Here is a 20,931-nt window from a genome sequence, read left to right as displayed (position 1 = left end):
GCGGGCCATGGCAAGAGTGCCGCGGCACCAGCCAAGGCGAGAACGACTGTAGTTCGTGCAATTCGCGCTTTCACTTGTTTCTCCCGGGGAAGTCTACCCCGTCCCACCCCTTGATCCAGATATACCGTTCCTCGGAGAGAGGCCTTCGTCTGTGAAAGACTTCACTCTGTTCTCCAGTTCCCCATCCTGAGATAGAGCCCGATCTGAGTTTCTTGCGTTTAGCCGGCTCATCATCCCGAAAGTGAATGGGCCCAGCCGAAAAGACTTCCAAACGAGGCCATGCCCCGGTGTTCGTGATCAGGAACGCCAAAGGGCGCCGCAGACTGCGGCGCCCCTGTTCCTTCGCGGCAATTTGCCTATGCAGCGTTGCGCGCCAGCGCGCGCTGGTTGGACGCATAGGGCGTGTCGCGTTCGGGCAAAGCACCGGTCTTCAGGCAATCGATCCATTCGGCGGTCTTGAGCACGGCCGCAAAGCGCGACTGCAGGATGATGGACACCACGCGGTGGATCTCCTCGGCCGAGGCGTAGCCGGCGCTGTTGGCGTAAGGCAGCGAACCGGTGGCGTCGGACAGGAACTCGACCGCAAAGCCGACATGCGCGGCGTGGATGATGCTCGACAGGTCGCAATTATGCGTCATGTAGCCGATCACCGTTATCGTATCGATGGTATTGGCGCGCAGCCACGCCTCGAGGTCGGTGCCGGCAAAGGCGCTAGGCAGTGACTTCTCGACATAGTGGTCGCGGCTTCGCCGGGCGATCTCGGGATGCAGTTCGCCGCCATGGCTGCCCTTGGCGAAGACTGGCGAGGTCTCGGGCGCCATCTGCTTGACGACCACCACCTTCACGCCGGCCGCAGCGGCGGCATCCATAGCGCGCGCGACATTGACGACGCTGTCGCGGAACGGCGGATACTGGATGGCGAGGTTGCCGCCATCATAATCGTTCTGGACATCGATGACGATGAGCGCGCGGCGCGGCGTGATATTGGCGGACATGGTGTTCTCCTTCGGGCTTGAATGGGATAGGTCGAAAATAGGCGGATCGCCCGACTGCCAAAAGTGGCCCGATTGACATCATTCGAAAGAATTAGGACAATTCGCTTTTCGCTTGCTGGAAACACGCATGGCCGACCCGATCATTGCCGTTCTCGCCTTTGACGGCATCAGCCCGTTCCACCTCTCCGTGCCGTGCGTGGTGTTCGGCACCGACCGCACCAAGCTTGGCTTGCCGCGTTTCGACTTTCGCGTCTGCGCGCTCGACGATGGAGCGATCCACACCGATGCCGGGCTGACCATCGCGGTGCCGTATGGCCTTTCCGCATTCGACGATGCCGACATCGTCATCATTCCGAGCTGGAAGGATCTCGAGGCCCCACTTCCGCCGCCGCTCCTGGCAGCGCTCACCCACGCGCACCGGCGCGGTGCGGTGATCGTCGGCCTCTGTCTCGGCACCTTCGCCATTGCCGCCGCCGGGCTGCTTGCGGGCCGGCGTGCGACGACACATTGGGCCTCCACCGACCGGCTGCAAACATTATACCCGGACATCGAAGTCGACGCCGACGTGCTCTATGTCGACGACGGCGACATCGTCACCTCGGCCGGCGTCGCCGCCGGGCTCGATTGCTGCCTGCACATTGTGCGCGCCCGCTATGGCGCAGAGGTAGCGCTGCGGCTGGCCAGGCACATCGTGCTGTCGCCGCACCGGCAGGGTGGGCAAGCGCAGTTCATCGAGCGCCCGCTGGCGAAAACCCCGGCCACCGACCGCTTCACCCTGGCGCTGGACACGGTGCGGGCAACGCTCGGACAAACGCACAACCTCGACCGCGTCGCGGAGGCCGCGGGCCTGACTCGGCGCACTTTCACCCGCCGTTTCCAGAAATCGATCGGCACCAGCTTTGGCGAATGGTTGGCCGGCCAACGCACCGAACTGGCGCAACGGCTGCTGGAGGCGACGGAAAAATCGATGGACATGGTGGCCTTCGAAGCCGGCTTCGGCAGCGCCACCTCGCTGCGCCAGCATTTCGCCGCACGGCTCAAGACGTCACCGGCCCAATACCGGCGTGAATTCTCGCGGCGAGCCGGTCCGGACGAGCGCATAGCACGTACGGCTTCATACTGACCGCCCACGACGAGTTCAGCCCCGCTTGACCGCCCGCGCCGGATTGCCGACCACTGTGGTGTTGTCAGGCACGTCGCGCGTCACCACCGCGCCGGCGCCGACTATGGCGCCATCGCCGATGCTGATGCCGCCGAGGATGATGGCGCTGCCGCCGATCCAGGCGTCATTGCCAATGGTGACCGGCCGGGCAATCTCCAGTCCCGCCTGACGGCCCGCGGCCTCCTTGTGGTGCTCAGCGCAGTAGATCTGCACATTGGGGCCGAGAAGCGTCCGCCTGCCGATACGCACCGGCGCGGTGTCGAGGATGGTGCAGCCGGCATTGAGGAAGGCGCCGTCGCCGAGATGGATGTTGAAACCGTAGGCGCAGTGGAACGGCGCCTCAATGCGGCCGCCCTCGCCCGTGCTGCCGAGCAGCACCGACAGCGCCGGACCGATATTGCCGCGTTGCTGGGGCGGTAGCGTATTATGCTCGAACACCGCATCGCGCGCGATCACCCGCAGCGCCTCTAGTTCGTCGTCGATGCAGGTGTACCATTCGCCTGCAATCATCCTTGTGCGTTCGCTATCGGCCATCACAGCGACTCCGTCCCTTCGTCGTGTTCGACTGTTTACCAAAGTACAATGCTCACTGATGGAAGAAGCACCAGTGCCGACTCTGGTCAAACGTAGGACCTATGCTAGCTTGCCCTCGTGGGCCAGTCCCGGGCCTGCTTTCGAGGGGATCGACATGCTCTATTTGCTTGCACTTCTGATCGGCGTCATTGCCGGTCTTCGCGCCATGACCGCGCCGGCCGCGATCGCCTGGGGCGCGTATCTCGGCTGGCTGCCGGTGGCCGGCACCTGGGCAAGTTTCATGGGCCATTGGGCCGCCGTCGGTATCTTCACCATCCTCGCCATCGTCGAACTGGTCACCGACCAGCTGCCCTCGACGCCGAGCCGCAAGGTGCCGCAGCAATTCGGCGCCCGCATCCTGCTTGGCGCCTTCAGCGGCGCGGTGATCGGCGCCACCGCCGGTTCCACCATTGGCGGCCTGATTGCCGGCGCCATCGGCGCCGTCATCGGCACCTATGGCGGCGCCGAAGCGCGCGGCCGGTTGGCCGCCGCCTTCGGCAAGGATTTGCCTGCCGCCCTCATCGAGGACGCGGTGGCGATCATCGGCGGCCTACTGATCGTGGCGGCGGTGGTATGACTGCCCAAGCCTCAGACGCCAAGACATACGACGCCATCATCATCGGCGCCGGACAGGCCGGCCCTCCTCTCGCCGGCCGGCTGACGTCAGCCGGCATGAGCGTGGCGCTGATCGAGCGCAAGCTGGTCGGCGGCACCTGCGTCAACACCGGCTGCATGCCGACCAAGACCATGGTCGCCAGCGCCTATGCCGCGCATCTGGCGCGGCGTGCCGCGGACTACGGCGTGACGTTCTCAGGCCCTGTCGGCGTGAACTACAAGAGGATCAAGGCGCGCAAGGACAAGGTCACAAACGACTCCCGCAGCAATCTGGAGACGTGGATCGCCGGCATGAAGGGCTGCACGCTTTATCGCGGCCATGCCCGCTTCGAATCCGCCAACACCGTGCGTATCGGCGACGACCTTCTGACCGCCGAAAAGATCTTCCTCAACACGGGCGGCCGCGCCTCGGTGCCCGACCTGCCCGGCGTCAACGACGTCGACTACCTCACCAACTCCTCGATGATGGACCTCGACGTTTTGCCGCGCCATCTTATCGTCGTCGGCGGCAGCTACATCTCTCTTGAATTCGCGCAGATGTTTCGCCGCTTCGGCTCTGAAGTCACCGTCATCGAGAAGAGTTCGCGCCTGACCGGCCGCGAGGACGAGGACGTGTCGGCGGCCATCCTGTCGATCCTCGAAAACGAAGCCATAGAAGTCCATGTCGGCGCCGACGACATCCGCTTTGCCAGACAGGGCAAGGACATCGCCGTGACCTTCTCATCCGGCAAGCCGCCGGCGGTCGGCTCGCATGTGCTTCTGGCACTCGGCCGCACCCCCAACACCGACGATCTCGGCCTCGATAAGGCCGGCGTCGCGGTCGATCTGCGCGGCTTCGTCACCGTCGACGACCAGCTGCGCACCAGCGCGCCCGGCATCTGGGCAATGGGCGACTGCAACGGCAAGGGCGCCTTCACCCACACCTCCTACAACGATTATGAGATCGTCGCGGCCAATCTGCTCGACGACGATCCGCGCAAGGTCAGCGACCGCATCGAGGCCTATGCGCTCTACATCGATCCGCCGCTCGGCCGCTGCGGCATGACCGAGGCGGCGGTGAAGAAATCCGGGCGCAAGGCGCTGGTCGGCCAGCGGCCAATGACCCGCGTCGGCCGCGCCATCGAAAAGGGCGAGACGCAAGGTTTCATGAAAATCCTGGTCGATGCCGACACCAGGCAAATCCTCGGCTGCTCCGTGCTCGGCCCCGGCGGCGACGAGGCGGTGCACTGCGTGCTCGACCTGATGTACGCCAAGGCGCCGGTCGATACGCTGGCGCGCGCCGTGCATATCCACCCCAACGTCTCGGAGCTGTTGCCAACCATCGCCCAGGAGCTGAAGCCGCTCGCCTGACATAGCCCCGCGTCAAGCTCAGCGCTTTCTGCATTGGTGCGTTGCAGCAATGTGCATTGCGCGCGGCAAGGCTTCTCGTTCAGTCTGAATTGAACCGATTCAGTCTGGATTTTCCATGCCTTTGCCGATCCTTGCGCTTGCCATTGCGTCCTTCTGCATCGGCACCACCGAATTCGTCATCATGGGCCTGTTGCCGGAGGTTGCGGCCGATCTCGGCGTGTCGATCCCCTCGGCCGGCCTGCTGGTTACCGGCTATGCGCTGGGCGTCGTCTTCGGCGCACCCATCGTCGCCATGGCCACCGCGCATCTGCCGCGCAAGCCGGTGTTGGTCGCGCTGACGGCGATGTTCGTCGTCGGCAATCTGCTCTGCGCCATTGCGCCCAATTACTGGCTCCTGATGGCCGCGCGCGTCTTCACCGCGTTCGGTCATGGCGCCTTTTTCGGCATCGGTTCCGTCGTTGCCGCCAGCCTGGTGCCGCGCAACAAGCGCGCCAGCGCCATGGCGATGATGTTCGCGGGATTGACGCTCTCCAACATTCTCGGCGTTCCTGCCGGCACCGCGCTTGGCGAAGCCTTCGGCTGGCGCTCCACCTTCTTTGCCGTCGTCGGCATCGGCCTGATCTCTGTTGCCGCCATCGCCTGGCTGGTGCCATCCAATGTCGTCGAACCGAGCGGCGGCGGCCTGCGCAGCGAACTGCGCGTGCTGGGCAAGCTGCAGGTCTGGCTCGCCATGCTGATCGCCTCGCTGGCCTCGGCCAGCCTGTTTGCCGTCTTCACCTACATCAAGCCCTACCTTACCGATGTCTCCGGCCTGTCGACCTCCGCGGTCACCTGGGTCCTGCTGCTGTTCGGCGCCGGCATGACCATAGGCAACATCATCGGCGGCCGGCTGGCCGACTGGAAATTGATGCCGACGGTGATCGGCACGCTGCTTTTAATGGCGGTTCTGTTTGTCAGCTTCATGCAGTTCGGCGCTATCGCCAGCGTCGCCATCGGCGTCGTCTTCTTGTGGGGACTGCTGATCTTCGTCGTCGTGCCGCCGCTGCAGATCCGCGTCGTCGAAACGGCTTCGGAAGGGCCGAACCTCGCCGCCACGCTCAACCAGGGCGCATTCAATATCGGCAATGCCAGCGGCGCCTGGATCGGCGGCGTGGCTCTGTCGGCCGGCGTTTCCTATGCTCATTTGCCGCTGGTCGGCGCGGTGCTGGCCCTGCTGGCGGTCAGCGTAGCCGTTGTCTCGCAGGCGCTCGAAGGATCGGCGCCGATAACGACGGTTCCGGCCGCCGCCGAATAATTCCATTGCGCCCATGGCGGCGCGAACTGGACCAATCGACAGCCCTTCGGCAAAAGTGCATGTGTTCTGCCTCTTATCCTGGAGGCATCCCATGCAGAAATCGATCGAACGCATCGCCGGCGATACCGAAGGCGTTTCCTACGAATTCCCGGTGTTCCGCTTCGCCGGCGCCGACAAGGCAGCACCTTCGGCCTACCTGCAGGCAGCGCTCCACGCCGGTGAATTGCCTGGTGTCGTCGCCATCGACGCGCTGATGCCGGCGCTGAACAAGGCCGAAGCGGAAGGCCGCATCAAGGGCAGCATCACGGTCGTGCCCTGGGCCAATCCGATCGGCCGCGCGCAATATCATTTCGGCGAGCACCAGGGCCGCTTTCATCTCGGCACCCGCAACAATTTCAACCGCGGCTTTCCGTTGCTCGCAGCACCGGACGCCAAGCTTTTGCCCGACACCACGCTTGGCACCCCCGACCAGCGATTGAAGACCCGTCTGGTGCAGCTGTCGCTCGGCCACGACATCGTGCTCGACCTGCATTGCGACGACGAGGGCCTTGCCTATCTCTACGTCCACGCCAGCCTGTGGCCGGCGATGGCCGATTGCGCCGCCGCCATGGGTATCGACGCCGTGGTGTTGTGGAGCGAGGACGCCGACGGCACCTTCGAGGGCGCCACGATCATGCCCTACCAGAACGTCCCCGCCAACGTGGCGAAGCTCGACCGCCGCGTTGCCACTACGGTAGAATACCGTGGCATGCTGGATGTCGACGGCGCGCTGGCAAATTCCGATGCCGAAGGCCTCTACCGGCTGCTGGCGGCGCGCGGCGTGATCGCCGACGCCGCCCTTCCCGAACCCGGCCCGTTCAAGGGCCTCGTCGCGCCGCTCGAAAACATCGACATGATGCCGGCGCCCCGGGCCGGCGCCATCCTCTACGACGTCAAGCCCGGCGACCGCGTCGCCAAGGGCGCGCGCCTCGCCACCATCGTCCACACACCGGGCGAGGCCGGCGGCCGCACCGAAGTGCTGGCGCCGCAGGACGGCGTCATCCTGACCCGCCGCTCGCGCCGCATCATCCGCGCCGGCGAGGATCTCTTGAAGCTGGTCGGCGACAAGAAGAGCGCCGACGCGAGGTCAGGCACGCTGGAGGACTGAGCTAACCCGAAATCGCCAGCCGCGCCTTGGCCTCCAGCCATTCGGCCATTTGCCGGTACGGCACCGGGCCGTGGCTGACACGGGCAACACCAAGCTCGGCCAGGCGCTGGCGCGGCGGCACATGCGCCAGCGCGATGATGTTGACCGGCAATGCCGTCGCCTTGCACAGCGCCTCGATCAGACCCTCGTCGCCGAGTCCCGGCGCAAAGAAGCCGCTCGCTCCTGCCTTTTCATAAGCGTGCGCCCGCTCGATGGCCTGGTCGAGCAGCACGCTGTCATGCGCATCCGTCTTGGCCTTGAGGAAAATGTCGGTACGGGCGTTGATGTAGGCGGGAATGCCGGAAGCCTTCACCGCCGCCGCTGCCGCCTCGATCCGCTTCACCTGTACCGCGATGTCGTGCAGACCGGCGCCGCCGAAGATCTGGTCCTCGAAATTGAAACCGATGGCGCCGGCCTGCAGGGCACGTGTCACCGTCTGGGCGACAGTCTCCGGCTCGACGCCGTAGCCGCCTTCGAGGTCCATGGCCACGGGCAGGTCGACTGCCGCCACGATGCGCTTGATGTTGTCCAGCGCTAGCTCCAGCGGGATTTTCTCGCCATCGGCATAGCCGAAGGCGGCTGCCACCGGCCAGCTTCCGGTGGCGATCGCCTTGGCGCCCGCCCTCTCGACGATCTTGGCCGAGCCCGGATCCCAGGCATTGTAGAGAACGATCGGGTTGCCCTTGACATGAAGGGCATGGAACGTGCGTGCGCGCTCGATCTGCTCGGTCATTGCTGTCTTCCCGTCTTTCCGATGTTGGACGAACAGTCTAGGCAGGACCCCAAGCCTTGGCGATGTGCCATGGGCTGCAGAAGCGGCGGCCACAAACAGGCCTTTCAAACCTGTTGCGCATCCGGCTTTTCGCCGCTATGGATTTCGCCCATGAACATGCGCTCGATCAAGACCATTTGGTGGTGGGCTCGCTGACAGCGGCCTGTTCGAACGCGTGCGCGTGAAAATAGAGGGTGGCCGCAACGGAATGTCCGGGCGGCCATTTGTTTTTTCAAAGCCATTCCCGGGTCCGTTGCCCCAACAAGCCATATGGAGACGGCAATGACGATGAAGGCTCTGGAAAACGGCGCGGAAAGCTTCGTGACCGCAGGTGGTGTCACCATCACCCGCGAACGCCACGACAAGCCTTACGCCGGTGCGATCGATGCTTATGTCGACGGCTTGAACTCGCGCCGTGGTGCGGTGTTTTCCTCGAATTACGAATATCCGGGCCGCTACACACGCTGGGATACGGCCATCATCGATCCGCCGCTGGTGATTTCCGCGCGTGGCCGCGCCATGCGCATCGAGGCGCTGAACGGCCGTGGCGAAGTGCTGCTGCCGGTGATCGGCAAGACGCTGGCCGGCATTGCCGAGGTGACGATTGCTGAAACCTCGAAAAAGCTGATCCGCCTCGATGTCGCCAAGCCCGGCCGCGTCTTCACCGAGGAAGAGCGCAGCCGCGTCCCCTCTGTGTTTACTGTGCTGCGCGCCATCACCGCTTTGTTCAAGACCGATGAAGACGCCAATCTCGGCCTTTACGGCGCCTTCGGTTACGACCTCGCCTTCCAGTTCGATCCAGTCGACTACAAGCTCGAGCGCAAACAGAGCCAGCGCGATCTCGTGCTGTTCCTGCCTGACGAGATCCTGGTCGTCGACCATTATTCGACCAAGGCCTGGACCGACCGCTACGACTATTCCGGCGACGGTTTTTCAACCGAGGGGCTGCCGCGGGACGAAATCGCCGAACCGTTCAAGACCGCCGACCGCATCCCGCCGCGCGGCGACCATGAGCCGGGCGAATACGCCAATCTGGTGCGCAAGGCGATGGACAGTTTCAAGCGCGGCGACCTGTTCGAGGTCGTGCCCGGGCAGATGTTCTACGAACGCTGCGAGACGCAGCCTTCCGAAATCTCGCGCAAGCTGAAGTCGATCAACCCGTCGCCCTATTCCTTCTTCATCAATCTCGGCGAAAACGAGTATCTGATCGGCGCCTCGCCCGAAATGTTCGTGCGCGTCAATGGCCGCCGCGTCGAGACCTGCCCGATATCCGGCACCATCAAGCGCGGCGACGACGCCATTTCCGATAGCGAGCAGATCCTGAAGCTGCTCAACTCCAAGAAGGATGAATCCGAGCTGACAATGTGCTCGGACGTCGACCGCAACGACAAGTCCAGGGTCTGCGATCCGGGCTCGGTGCGCGTCATCGGCCGCCGCCAGATCGAAATGTATTCACGCCTGATCCACACCGTCGATCACATCGAAGGGCGCCTGCGCGAAGGCATGGATGCCTTCGACGCCTTCCTGTCGCATGCCTGGGCGGTCACCGTCACCGGTGCGCCGAAACTGTGGGCGATGCGCTTCATCGAGCAGAACGAAAAGAGCCCGCGTGCCTGGTATGGCGGCGCCATCGGCATGGTCAATTTCAACGGCGACATGAACACCGGCCTGACGCTCCGCACCATCCGCATCAAGGACGGCATTGCCGAGGTGCGAGCCGGCGCCACATTGCTCTTCGACAGCATCCCCGAGGAAGAAGAAGCCGAAACCGAACTGAAGGCATCCGCCATGCTCTCCGCCATTCGCGACGCCAAATTGGGCAATGCCGCAGGCGCCGAACGCACCACCGCGCGCGTCGGCGACGGCGTCAACATCCTGCTCGTCGACCACGAAGACTCCTTTGTCCACACACTGGCCAACTATTTCCGCCAGACCGGTGCCAATGTCTCGACCGTGCGTTCGCCGGTGCCGGAAGAAGTCTTCGAACGGCTGAAGCCCGATCTCGTCGTGCTGTCGCCCGGACCGGGCACGCCGAAGGATTTCGACTGCGCCGCGACCATCAAGAACGCCCGCGCCCGCGACCTGCCGATCTTCGGCGTCTGCCTTGGCCTGCAGGCGCTGGCCGAGGCCTATGGCGGCGAACTCAGGCAGTTGCACGTGCCGATGCACGGCAAGCCGTCGCGGATCCGCGTCTCCAAACCCGGAATCATCTTCTCCGGCCTTCCCAAGGAAGTGACCGTCGGCCGCTACCACTCGATCTTTGCCGATCCGGTGCGGCTGCCCGACGATTTCATCGTCACCGCCGAGACCGAGGACGGCGTCATCATGGCCTTCGAGCACCGCAAGGAGCCCATCGCCGCGGTGCAGTTTCATCCGGAATCGATCATGACGCTCGGCCACAATGCCGGCATGCGCATCATCGAGAACATCGTTGCGCATTTGCCGCGCAAGGCCAAGGAAAAGGCCGCTTAGAAAACGATGGCGGCAACCGACAACATGGCGGCGATAGCAGCGAAGGCAGCGGCCAGGCAGAGGGTCGCCAGCCTTGCCTTCTGGTCGATTGTCATCGCCTGCGTGGTGCTCGCGCTCAAGCTTGCCGCATGGTACGTCACCGGCTCCGTTGCGCTCTATTCGGATGCGCTGGAGTCGATCGTCAACGTCATAGCCTCGGCCGCCGCCTATTGGGCGGTCCTGGTCAGCTACAAGCCGGCCGACCAGGACCATCCGTTCGGCCACCACAAGGCCGAGTATTTTTCGGCGGTGCTGGAAGGCGTGCTGATCGTGCTCGCCGCGCTTTTGATCCTCAACGAGGTCTGGCGCTCCTGGCAGACGCCGACCCCGCTCGAACAACCTTGGGAGGGCCTGGCGATCAACGGTGTCGCCACCGTCATCAACGCCTTCTGGGCCTGGACGCTGATCCGCGCCGGGCGCAGCGCAAAATCACCGGCGCTGGTCGCCGACGGCCGGCACATCATGACCGACGTCGTGACCTCGGTCGGCGTCTTCGGCGGCCTCGCCGGCGCTATCCTGACCGGTTGGCAGATCCTTGATCCGGCGCTTGCCGTCATCGTCGCGCTCAACATCCTGTGGCAGGGCTGGCACGTCATCGGCTCGTCGATGAACGGGCTGATGGACCGCGCAGTGGACACGACCGAACACATGCACATTCGCGACATCATCTCGGCCAATTGCAAGGGCGCGCTGGAGGTTCATGACCTCAAGACCCGCATCGCCGGCCGCGCCACCTTCATCGAGTTCCACCTGGTCGTCGACGCCGACATGACGGTCGGCGCCAGCCACGTCATTTGCGACCGCATCGAGGACGCGCTGAAGGCCGAAATCCCCTCGGTGCGCGTCACCATCCATGTCGAGCCCGACGACGAGGCGAAGCTGCCGAAAGGCACCACTGCTGTGCCGTTTGCTTGAGGAAAAACTCAGGGCATCATCCTCGGGCGAGGATCTGCCGACCTCGCCGGATCGATTGCGCCATTACCGCCATGTGGGTAGCTCGCCAATGGCTACATCCAGGCGTTGATTGCATCCAAATCGGGCAGCGCCTGCTGCTCAAGCGCGCGCCAGCTCGGCCTCGGCAAAAGCGTAGTCAGGCGAACCGTCTAAGTTCGTCAAATCCAAACTCGGCAAGCGAAGTCCGATCCAAGGTAGCACCCGCTTGCGATCGGCTCATCATGTGTCGGTCGAGATGTCATCCCATTCCTGCCCCATATACCCAATCAGCCAATTGAGCACGTAATGACGTTCGACAACCACGTCTCGTTCCAATCCTGCCGGCGCGGCTTTCCCATTCACCCGCGCATCCATCACAGCCCAATTGTACCGATAGATCAGATCGGCAGCATCGAGAAGCTCGCTTTGCGGGCGCAAATTGGCCCGCTTGAGCAGCCCTTCCGTGTCGAGGTCACGCAACACCGAAACCATACGCGACACATCGCAAGGCTTGTCTGGACGCCCAAGGTTTTTGAAGACTTGCAACGCCCACAACATCACGAAAGCCCCTTCATAGCGCCAGCTAAAATTTGCGCGATCTTGCTCGGTTGCAACGGGGTTACCGACAAACGCCTGCTCTTTGGGCGTAAAAAACCCTTCGGCTCCAAACTGGCTGATCAAGTTGCTTAAAAGATTTCGATCATTGGTCTCCGCTGTGACGGCCACGATCACCAGTGCGATGGCGCGTTTAACCACCTCGTCCTTCGTTCGTCGCCGACTTTCGGCTTCGGTTTCGATCGTCGGCAAATGGTCGATGAACGGCACGCCCTCCTTCTTCAACTGTGCTGTTGAGGCCGCCTTGCGAGCCTCAGCCTCGCCTTCAGCGTTGGCGGAACCGATGAAAGCCAAGGAAGTCAGAAAACCAAGAAAGCTGCGACGCATCATATTCATTTCCAAATGGCTGCTAAAGTGACTAAGGCGCACACGCCGACTGCGGCATGGCCTCCAACCGGTAAACCTTGTCGTCCGACTTCGTCTTGCCATCCGCCGTCTTCGAGCACATATCGACGATCGCCAGGCTGCTGTTGGGATTGGCGAGCATCATGGTGCCGTTGGCGCCGCGCTTGAGGAAGATTTCCTTTTGCGCGATATCGCAGGAAAAGTTGCTCATCTTCGAACTGGCCGCGCAGCGCCATTGATCCGCTTCACCCTGGCAGGAATAGGTCTGCGTGACCTTCGTCCCGTTCTTCCTGGTGGTCACCGAAACGGCGACATCGGAGCCGTCGGGCCAGTTGGCGACATCGCCTGAGGCAAAGGAGGCGAGTTCGACCGGCCCGCGGAAGACCCGGATCGACTGCGTCACCTGGTCGGGATGCGAGGAGAGATGCGCGGCATCGTAGTCTCGCCCGAAACAGAAAGGCTGGTCCGGCTTCAGTCGCTCGCGCAAGGGAGCCCCAAGCGCCGGATCGATCGGGTCGATCTTGGCGAATTCAGCCTGGCAGGTTGCGGCCGGCATCGGGTCGAGGCGGAAATTATTGTCCTCCGAGCCCAGAGCCTGCCGGTCATATTCGGCTTCGCCCAGTTCGTCTTCCGATCCGGCGTCGAGATAGAGATCGGACGAGACGTCGGTGAGGATCAGGCGGCCTTTGTCATCGAGCTTCAGCGACGCCATGGTGCGGTCGCAGTCCATGCCGCAGCGGATCGGACCTGACTTGCCGTCCTCGGACTCGTGATTGCACCAGCCGCCGGCCCATTGCGGCGCCTTGGCGCCGCGCACCGTGGTGGTGAGAAAACCGTTGTAGGAGGTGTCGGCGTTTGCCATCGGCTCTTCGTTCGGATGGCTCACCGGATCATGGCCATAGAGGAAGAAGATCCGCGCCACCTTCTGCTTTGGATGCGCCTTGAGGTGCGCCGCATCATAGACGCGGCCGAAACACGCATCGGCGCCATTCGGGCTGAGTTCTGGTAATTTAAGCGCATCGCCGGCAACGGCCGAACTTGCAAGCGCGCCGAGCAGCACGGCGCCAAATCCAGCGCTGGCAACAACCTTCCACTTCCTGAACGCCATGTGACCCCCTCCTCGCATCGACAGGACGTAACGTGAATTTATGCTAGTATCATGGCCGCAGCCACGCAATTTGCGGGGAGCGCCAAGCCGAGAGGATGCCATGCGTCGACGCGACATGTTCCGGGCCAGCCTTGCCGGTGCCGCCGGCCTGTTCGGGCTGAGCCGGGCCGCCGCCGCTGAAGACAGACCGAAGGTCGCCTATCACCTCAGCGACCTCGATAAGGTCAACTTCGTGCTCGGCAACATCAAGAACCACTATGAAGGCACCGGCGGCAATGTCGACATCGTGTTGGTCGTGCATGGTCCGGCCCTCGCCGGCTTCAAGTCGAAAGGCATATCGGCGGCGATCTCGGGACGCTTTGCCGGCCTTGTCCAGCAGGGCCTTGAGCCGCATGCCTGCGGCAACACCATGCAAGGCATGGAGATCACGCTTGCCGACCTGCTCGAGGGCTTCCACGCCGCCGACAAGGGCGGCGTCGTCAAGCTCGCCGAACTGCAGCGCCAGGGCTACGCCTATCTCCGGCCCTGAGCCGCCACGGGCTTGAACGTGAAGGCCATGAGAGCCTACGAAGGGTGGCCAAACAGCCCGAAGGAAAGTGCTCATGACCGCGACCACCCTCGTCATCCCCGATCTTGCCGGCAAGGCGGTGCTGGTCACCGGCGCTTCGACCGGCATCGGTGCCGCCCTTGCACTGGCCTACGCCGCCCAGAAATGCCGGGTCGCCCTGCACTACAATTCGAGCCGGGAGGCCGCAGAAACGCTGGCCAAAAACATCCGCGACAGCGGCGGTGAGGTGTTCCTGACACAGGGCGACTTCTCACAGGCAGCCGATGTCGAGCGGGTAGTCGAGGAGAGCGCCGAAACATTCGGGCGGCTCGACGGGCTGATCAACAATGCCGGCGGCATGCTCGGCCGCGTACCTTATGCGGAGCAGACCGAGGCGCACTACGACGCGGTGATGGACCTCAACGCCCGCTCGGTGCTGACGGCCTCGCGCAAGGCGATGCCATGGCTGAAGAAGCAGGGCGGCTTCATCGTCAACACCTCGTCGATCGCGGCGCGCAATGGCGCTGGCGGCGGCGCCGGGCTGTACGGTTCGGCCAAGGCCTTTGTCTCCAATGTGACGCGCGGCATGGCCAAGGAACTGATCGGCTTCGGCATCCGCGTCAACGCGGTGGCGCCGGGCACCATCGCGACACCCTTCCATGAGCGCTATTCCACCGACGAGCAGATGAAGGGCATGGTCGCCACCATTCCTCAAGGGCGTGCCGGCACGGCCGAAGACTGCGTCGGCGCCTATCTCTTCCTGTCCTCCGATCTCCTGAGTGGTTACATCACCGGCCAGGTGATCGAGGTGAACGGTGGCCAGTTGATGCCGTGAGCCGGCAATTGCATACTGCGTCTCGCAACCATGCATGTCGTGCGCACGTTTGCTGAGGTTGGAAGAAAGGGGAGAGGCAATGTACGGATTGATCGGAAAGATGCGGGCGGCGCGCGGCCAGCGCGACGCGATCATGGATGTGCTGCTCGCCTCGACCGGCGCCATGCCGGGTTGCCTGAGTTATGTCATCGCCCGCGACCCGGCCGATGCCGACGCGATCTGGGTGACCGAAGTGTGGACCGACGCCGCAAGCCACAAGGCTTCGCTGCAGCTGCCGGAGGTCCAGGCAGCGATCGCCAAGGCCCGGCCGATCATCGCCGGCTTCGAATTCCAGGTCGAGACCCATCCGGCCGGCGGTTTCGGCCTGCCCGCCATCAAGAACGAGTGACATCCCAACGCGGGGTCGGGGTCGTGAATTTCGTCCGAGACAGCGTTCGCATTTTTCTCTTCCAGGTCTAAGACCCAAACATGGACTCTTCGCCAGACCAACCGGCCGTCGAACGCATGGCGCGCATGCGTCCGGTTCGGCAGTGGCTGGTGCTGCTGATCGTCTCGCTGCTGTTCGCCGGCGCGCTGGAATACGCCGCACTGCCGGCGGCGCTGCTGATCGGCCCGATGCTGGCGGCGATCCTTGCCGGCACCAATGGCGCCACGGTGCGCGTGCCGCGGCCGCTGTTCGCCGCCGCCCAGGCCTTGGTCGGCTGTCTGGTCGCGGCGTCGATCTCCACCGACATTTTTTCGGTGTTCTACAAGGAATGGCCGCTGGTCCTTGTCGTGGTGCTGGCGACCCTTGCGGCGTCCAGCCTGCTTGGCTGGTTGATCAGCCGCTGGCGCATCCTGCCCGGCACCACCGCGGTCTGGGGCTCGTCGCCGGGTGCTGCCACTGCCATGGTGCTGATGGCCGGTGCCTTCGGCGCCGATCAGCGCCTCGTCGCCTTCATGCAGTATCTGCGCGTCATCTTCGTCTCGATGACGGCAGCACTCGTCGCCAAGATGTGGGTCGACACTTCCGGCATCGAGGTACCAGCCATCGTCTGGTTCCCGCCGATCGAACCGGCAGCCTTTGCCGCCACGCTCGGCGTGGCGCTGGTCGGCGGCCTGCTCGGCCGGTTGTGCCGGCTGCCGTCACCCTTCTTCCTCGGCACCTTCATCATCGGCACCATCGTCCATCTCGGCTTCGGCGTGGCGATGCAATTGCCGCCATGGCTGCTGGCGCTCTCCTATGCGATGGTCGGCTGGTCGATAGGGCTGAATTTTACCCGGGCGATCCTGCGTCATGCGACACGGGCGCTGCCGCAGATCGTCGGCTCTATCGTCGTGCTGATCGCCTTTTGCGGCGGGCTAGCCTGGCTGATCAGCCACGTCCTTGGTATCGATCCGCTGACCGCCTATCTCGCGACCAGCCCCGGCGGCATGGACAGCGTCGCCATCATTGCCGCCGCCGCGCAGAACGTCGACATATCCTTCGTCATGGCCTTGCAGTCGACCCGCTTCCTGGTCGTGCTCATCGCCGGGCCGAGCATAGCGCGGCTGGTGGCGAGAGCCGTCAGGGACTGAGATTCAAATATCCAGGGAAGAGGAAAAGTGCCCATGAAACGTCGTGTGAATGCCGTCGATCTCTCAGGCCGGGTCGCCGTGGTGACCGGCGGCGCGCAAGGCATCGGCCTTGCCGTCGCCCGGCGACTGCTGTCATCGGGTGCCAGCGTCGCCATCTGGGATGTGGACGAGACCGCCATGGCGAAGGCCGTTTCCGAACTCGCCCCGCTCGGCCGGGTCGAGGGTTTGCTGTGCGATCAATCGCTGATGGAGGCCGTCGACAGCGCCGCGACCGAAACCGAGCGCTCGCTTGGTCCGGTCGATCTGCTGGTAAACAATGCCGGCATCGCCGGACCGGCAGCGACGGTGGCGGATTATGATCCTGCCGCCTGGCGCCAGATAATCGACATCGACCTCAACGGCGTCTTCTACTGCTGCAAGCGCCTGGTGCCCGGCATGATCGCGCGCAGCTACGGCCGCATCGTCAACATCGCCTCGGTCGCAGGCAAGGAAGGCAATCCGAATGCCGCCGCCTATTCCGCCGCCAAGGCCGGCGTGCTCGCGCTGACAAAATCGCTCGGTAAGGAGTTGGCTGGCCACGACATCGCCGTCAACGCGCTGACCCCATCGCCCGCCCGCACCCGCATCCTCGAACAGCTCACTGAGGCCCAGGTCGCCTACATGCTGGGCAAGGTGCCGCGAGGCCGGTTCGTCGAAGTCGAAGAGGCGGCTGCGATGATCGCCTTCATGCTATCGGACGAAAATTCCTTCACCACCGGCGCAACGTTCGATCTCTCCGGCGGCCGCGCCACCTACTGAGAAGCGCCGCTGTTCCTTGCTGTCGCCGTCGCTGTCGGCCGCGAAGGACTAATTCAAGAGCCGCTCAGCGTCGCGGCAAGCCGGTCGGGAAGAAAGTCGACGAAGGCGCGAACCTTTGGCGACAAATGGCGATTGGACGGCCAAAGCAACCGGAACTGGCCGCGGCCGTCGACATGATCGTCCAGCACCGTGCGCAGCAGGCCGTCACGCAGCGCCTCGCGGACCAGGAAATCGGGCATCGAGCTGATGCCGAGCCCGGCCATCGTGGCGCCCTTCAGCGCCTCCGTGTTGTTGCAGGTCAGCATCGAGCGGACCTGCGGCTCGGCGCTGCCGCCGATGAACGGCCAGCCTTGCAGCTTGCCGCTGTTGGGAAAGCGGAAGCGGATGCCGTAATGGTTCACGAGATCGTCCGGGCGGCTCGGGTTGCCGTGCTGCTCGATATAGGAGGGTGCCGCACACAACAGCAGCCGGAAGGGTGCAAGCGGCCGCGCCACCAGGCGCGAATCCGGCAGGTCGCCGCTGCGGATCGCGATGTCGACGCCTTCGTCGATGAGGTCGACGATGCGGTCGTTAAAGTCGATGTCGAGTTCGATTTCGGGATAGCGCGCCATGAACTCGGACAGCACCGGGAACAGCAAATGATAGGTCACGATCGGCGTCGAAACGCGCAGCCGCCCATGCGGTGTTTCGCGGCTCCGCGACAGCATCGCCTCGGCATCGTCGATGTCGTCGAGGATGCGCCGCACCCGCTCGTTGAACAGCTTGCCCTCTTCGGTCAGGCCGATGCGGCGCGTGCTGCGCTGAAGCAACCTGACGCCGAGATCCTGCTCGAGCCTGGCGACGCTCTTGCCGACGGCCGATGCCGAGATGCCGAGCGTGCGGCCCGCAGCGATGAAGCTGCCGAACTCAGCCGTGCGGGCAAAGGCCAGGAGCCCATTGAGGCGTTCCATCGCATCTCTCCATTCGAGCGTTTCAGTCCGGTATATCTGGAGATTTAACACTATTTTTCTCGAAGTGTCGCGAGCCTATCTTCACGTTACGACCGGCGCAGCAAGCTTGCGGCAGGCCGGCGGATCCTGGTTCAGATAGGAAATCCATGACCTCGAAGACCACAAACGGCGCGGTCGCGCCATGGCTTGTCCTGTTGTCGGTATGCCTTGCGGCCATGACAATGCCCTTGACCTTCACCGGCCCGGCCGTCGCGCTTTCCCGCATTGCGGCCGACCTCGGCGGCAGCCCGATCGCGCTCAACTGGGTGACCAACGCCTTCATGCTGACCTTCGCCGCCACCTTGATGGCATCAGGCGCGCTGGCCGACAATCATGGCCGCAAGCGGCTCTTCCTTGTTGGCCTCGCCACCTATGTGCTGGCATCGCTGGGATCGATGTTTGCCCCTGATATCGTCTGGTTCGATGTGCTCAGGGCTGCGCAAGGGCTCGGCAGTGCCGCCGCCTTTGCCGGCGGCGCCTCCGCTCTTGCCCAGGAATTCGATGGGCCATTGCGGCTGCGCGCCTTCTCCTTCCTCGGCACCAGTTTCGGCATCGGCCTCGCTTTTGGGCCGATCGCGTCGGGCCTGCTCATAGATGCTTTCGGCTGGCGATCGATCTTCGTCTTGGTGGCAGTGCTCGCGATTGCAGCCGCTTTGCTCGGCCTGCGCACCATCAGGGAATCGCGCGATCCGGATGCGACCGGCCTCGACTGGGCGGGAGCCGGCACCTTTACGATCGCGCTGGCATCGCTGACCTACGGCGTGCTGCAAGCGCCGCAGAGCGGCTGGACCGATCCCCTGGTGATCGGGCTTCTCGTGGCGGCCGCCCTTTGCTTTGCCGCTTTCGTCGTCGTCGAGCGGCGCGTGCGCCGGCCGATGCTCGATCTCTCGCTGTTCCGCTTTCCCCGCTTCGTCGGCGTCCAGTTCCTGGCGGCCGCTCCCGCCTATGGCTTCGTCGTCCTGCTGGTGCTGTTGCCTATCCGCTTCATCGGCATCGAGGGGATGAGCGAGATCAAGGCGGGGCAGTTGATGATCTGCCTGTCGGGACCGCTGTTGATCCTGCCACTGCTCGCCGGCCAGGTAGCGCGCTGGATCGCTCCGGCAACGATCTGCGGTGTCGGCCTGCTTGTGGCCGCCGGCGGCCTTGTCTGGCTGAGCCTGACACCGCCTGTCGTCGCAGCGCTGGTGGCGCCGCTGATCCTCATCGGCGTCGGCATCGCCTTGCCCTGGGGGCTGATGGACGGACTTGCCGTCGGCGTCGTGCCGAAAGAGCGTGCCGGCATGGCGGTCGGCATCTTCAACACCACCCGCGTCGCTTGCGAAGGCGTGGCGCTGGCGATCGTCATGGCAGTCCTGTCGGGTTTCACGGCAGCCCAACTGGCGGCTCAGGGAACGGCGTCTTCCCTGGATGCAACCGCCGCCGCGCAGCTGCTGGTGACCGGCAACATCGGCGAAGCGGCAGCCCGCTTGCCGGGTGCCGGAGCCACGGTCCTGGTCCAGGCCTATGAGATCGCGTTCGACAGGCTGCTGATCGTGCTGGCGGCAATCACCATCGTCACCGCCCTTGTCGTCTTTCTCGGCTTGCGCCGTGGATCGGCGGTAGAACACGAGACCATTGCTCTGCCGGTTTGCCAGGAAGGGTAGCTGAGCCGCGTCAGGAGATGACGAGGCTCGCTATGCGGTGGCCGTCCAGCACGAAGGTCATGTCACCCTCGCCGTTGAGGCCATTGCCTTTCACGGCAATGCGGACGCGGTAGCTGCCCTCGACCTCGGCGATGCGGACAATGCGAAGATTGGACTTCACGCCGATATTGTCCGACTGGTTCCAGCGCGCGATCTGCTGGCGGCCTTGGAAGGACCGCCCCCAGTCGGTCAGGGACGCGTCGGCTGTGAACGTGTGGAGAACGGCTTCGCTATCACCCGCATTGGTGGCCTCGATAAAGCGGCGGATAGGTTCGGGTGTGGTCATCAATCGAGCCGGTGCATCAGATCATCATCCAGCCAGCGGCCGAAGAAATAGACCAGCTGCTTGTGCCACCATGGCCAGTCATGACTGACATCGCCGCCCCAATAGTCGACCCAGGCGGGAATGGATTTGTCGCGCAGGATCTGTTCCAGCCTGCGGGTCTCGACCAGCATCCGCTCTTCCCAGGCGCCCTGCCCGCAGCAGAAGATCATCCTCAGCGCCTTCAGCCGGGCAAGCAGTTTTGGGTCTACGATGCCGGGCAGATAGTCGAGCGGTGAATTATAGAAGATATCACCTTCCAGCGCCTTGCCGAAGAAGTCGCCCGCCGAATAGACGCCCGACAGCGCGATGACGCCGCTGGCGAGTTCGGGAAAGCGAAAGACGAAGTTCGTGGAATGATAACCGCCCATCGAACAGCCGGTGAACAGCGGCTTTAATTTGCGCCCGCCATTGGCTTGCTCGGCGGTCGCCAGAAACTCCGGCAGCGCCTCCTCGCGCACATATCGGAAATAAGCCTCGTGGCGACCGATACGGTGGGCGGCGCCGGCATGCTTGTTGAAGAACGATTCCGAATCGACGCCGTCGACCGCAAACAGCTGGATGCGGCCGGTATCGATGAATTCGGCCAGCGCTCCAACCCCTCCGGAATCCTCGAATTGGTAGAACCGCCCCTGCGACGTCGGGAACACCACCACCGGCCGGCCGGCATGGCCGTAGCGCTTGTATTCCATGTCGCGGCCGAGATTGCCGGAGAAATGCTTGTGATAGGAGATGTCCATCG

21 protein-coding genes are annotated in these 20,931 nt (G+C 63.9%); 13 read left to right on the top strand and 8 right to left on the bottom strand.

All coding sequences use genetic code 11. The features are described 5' to 3' along the window. Positions 1-356: 356 nt before the first annotated feature. Complete coding sequence (locus X750_RS143875) at positions 357-995, bottom strand: isochorismatase family protein (protein WP_023748141.1); 639 nt, start codon at positions 993-995, stop codon at positions 357-359. 127 nt (positions 996-1,122) lie between these two features. Here X750_RS143875 and X750_RS143880 point away from each other — a divergent pair, with 127 nt between their 5' ends. Further along, on the top strand, positions 1,123-2,118 hold the full coding sequence (locus X750_RS143880; RefSeq protein ID WP_023733377.1) for a helix-turn-helix domain-containing protein: 996 nt from the start codon (positions 1,123-1,125) through the stop codon (positions 2,116-2,118). Positions 2,119-2,133: 15 nt separating this feature from the next. Here the strand turns inward: X750_RS143880 and X750_RS143885 are convergent, their stop codons facing one another. Then, complete coding sequence (locus tag X750_RS143885; protein ID WP_023695826.1) at positions 2,134-2,691, bottom strand: sugar O-acetyltransferase; 558 nt, start codon at positions 2,689-2,691, stop codon at positions 2,134-2,136. 154 nt (positions 2,692-2,845) lie between these two features. Here X750_RS143885 and X750_RS143890 point away from each other — a divergent pair, with 154 nt between their 5' ends. The 4 genes from X750_RS143890 (at position 2,846) to X750_RS143905 (ending at position 7,136) form a co-directional block, all read left to right on the top strand. Further along, on the top strand, positions 2,846-3,307 hold the full coding sequence (locus X750_RS143890) for a membrane protein (protein WP_023695827.1): 462 nt from the start codon (positions 2,846-2,848) through the stop codon (positions 3,305-3,307). Next, complete coding sequence (locus X750_RS143895) at positions 3,304-4,695, top strand: FAD-containing oxidoreductase (RefSeq protein WP_023733378.1); 1,392 nt, start codon at positions 3,304-3,306, stop codon at positions 4,693-4,695. Before X750_RS143890 ends, X750_RS143895 begins: the two co-directional genes overlap by 4 nt. A 115-nt stretch (positions 4,696-4,810) precedes the next feature. Beyond that, positions 4,811-5,989: an MFS transporter gene (locus tag X750_RS143900; protein ID WP_023733379.1), complete on the top strand. Its 1,179-nt coding sequence runs from the start codon at positions 4,811-4,813 to the stop codon at positions 5,987-5,989. Between the two features lie 91 nt (positions 5,990-6,080). Beyond that, on the top strand, positions 6,081-7,136 hold the full coding sequence (locus X750_RS143905; RefSeq protein WP_023705935.1) for a succinylglutamate desuccinylase/aspartoacylase family protein: 1,056 nt from the start codon (positions 6,081-6,083) through the stop codon (positions 7,134-7,136). A 1-nt stretch (position 7,137) separates the two neighbouring features. On the opposite strand, the gene X750_RS143910 is transcribed toward X750_RS143905, so the two are convergent. Next, on the bottom strand, positions 7,138-7,908 hold the full coding sequence (locus X750_RS143910) for an isocitrate lyase/phosphoenolpyruvate mutase family protein (protein ID WP_023748140.1): 771 nt from the start codon (positions 7,906-7,908) through the stop codon (positions 7,138-7,140). 321 nt (positions 7,909-8,229) lie between these two features. On the opposite strand from X750_RS143910, the gene X750_RS143915 reads away from it, so the two are divergent. Beyond that, a complete protein-coding gene (locus tag X750_RS143915) occupies positions 8,230-10,419 on the top strand; it encodes an anthranilate synthase (protein WP_023705937.1) in 2,190 nt (729 codons plus the stop codon). A gap of 6 nt (positions 10,420-10,425) precedes the next feature. Continuing rightward, entirely contained in the window at positions 10,426-11,373 is a 948-nt protein-coding gene (locus tag X750_RS143920) for a cation diffusion facilitator family transporter (RefSeq protein WP_023705938.1), read from the top strand. A gap of 258 nt (positions 11,374-11,631) precedes the next feature. On the opposite strand, the gene X750_RS143925 is transcribed toward X750_RS143920, so the two are convergent. Then, a complete protein-coding gene (locus X750_RS143925) occupies positions 11,632-12,336 on the bottom strand; it encodes a DUF4272 domain-containing protein (RefSeq protein ID WP_023705939.1) in 705 nt (234 codons plus the stop codon). Between the two features lie 28 nt (positions 12,337-12,364). After that, the gene (locus X750_RS143930; RefSeq protein ID WP_023748139.1) at positions 12,365-13,459 is read right to left on the bottom strand and encodes a hypothetical protein; all 1,095 of its coding nucleotides are present in this window, start codon (positions 13,457-13,459) and stop codon (positions 12,365-12,367) included. A gap of 100 nt (positions 13,460-13,559) precedes the next feature. Between X750_RS143930 and X750_RS143935 the strand changes: the two genes are divergently transcribed. From X750_RS143935 to X750_RS143955, 5 genes are all read left to right on the top strand, one after another. Then, on the top strand, positions 13,560-13,988 hold the full coding sequence (locus X750_RS143935) for a DsrE family protein (RefSeq protein ID WP_023686179.1): 429 nt from the start codon (positions 13,560-13,562) through the stop codon (positions 13,986-13,988). Positions 13,989-14,061: 73 nt separating this feature from the next. Then, positions 14,062-14,841 (top strand): SDR family oxidoreductase, encoded by a 780-nt coding sequence (locus X750_RS143940; protein ID WP_023686180.1) that lies wholly within the window; start codon positions 14,062-14,064, stop codon positions 14,839-14,841. A 79-nt stretch (positions 14,842-14,920) separates the two neighbouring features. After that, positions 14,921-15,229, top strand: a complete 309-nt coding sequence (locus tag X750_RS143945) for a putative quinol monooxygenase (protein ID WP_023691624.1) — start codon at positions 14,921-14,923, stop codon at positions 15,227-15,229. Positions 15,230-15,309: 80 nt separating this feature from the next. Then, positions 15,310-16,398: an AbrB family transcriptional regulator gene (locus tag X750_RS143950; RefSeq protein WP_023711109.1), complete on the top strand. Its 1,089-nt coding sequence runs from the start codon at positions 15,310-15,312 to the stop codon at positions 16,396-16,398. A 45-nt stretch (positions 16,399-16,443) separates the two neighbouring features. Next, the gene (locus tag X750_RS143955; protein ID WP_023669968.1) at positions 16,444-17,196 is read left to right on the top strand and encodes an SDR family NAD(P)-dependent oxidoreductase; all 753 of its coding nucleotides are present in this window, start codon (positions 16,444-16,446) and stop codon (positions 17,194-17,196) included. A gap of 53 nt (positions 17,197-17,249) precedes the next feature. Here the strand turns inward: X750_RS143955 and X750_RS143960 are convergent, their stop codons facing one another. Further along, positions 17,250-18,146, bottom strand: a complete 897-nt coding sequence (locus tag X750_RS143960; RefSeq protein WP_023669967.1) for a LysR family transcriptional regulator — start codon at positions 18,144-18,146, stop codon at positions 17,250-17,252. A gap of 146 nt (positions 18,147-18,292) precedes the next feature. Here X750_RS143960 and X750_RS143965 point away from each other — a divergent pair, with 146 nt between their 5' ends. Next, positions 18,293-19,828, top strand: coding sequence for an MFS transporter (locus X750_RS143965; protein ID WP_023686183.1), 1,536 nt, complete (start codon positions 18,293-18,295; stop codon positions 19,826-19,828). A 10-nt stretch (positions 19,829-19,838) separates the two neighbouring features. Here the strand turns inward: X750_RS143965 and X750_RS143970 are convergent, their stop codons facing one another. Further along, positions 19,839-20,153, bottom strand: coding sequence for a nuclear transport factor 2 family protein (locus X750_RS143970; protein WP_031199220.1), 315 nt, complete (start codon positions 20,151-20,153; stop codon positions 19,839-19,841). Then, positions 20,153-20,929, bottom strand: a complete 777-nt coding sequence (locus X750_RS143975; RefSeq protein WP_023748138.1) for an esterase family protein — start codon at positions 20,927-20,929, stop codon at positions 20,153-20,155. Before X750_RS143975 ends, X750_RS143970 begins: the two co-directional genes overlap by 1 nt. Positions 20,930-20,931: the final 2 nt, after the last annotated feature.

This window comes from Mesorhizobium sp. LNJC391B00 (genome assembly GCF_000502535.1).
GTDB lineage: Bacteria > Pseudomonadota > Alphaproteobacteria > Rhizobiales > Rhizobiaceae > Mesorhizobium.
Note: the sequence above shows the minus strand (reverse complement) of the source record. Positions and strands in the feature narration are given on the sequence as shown.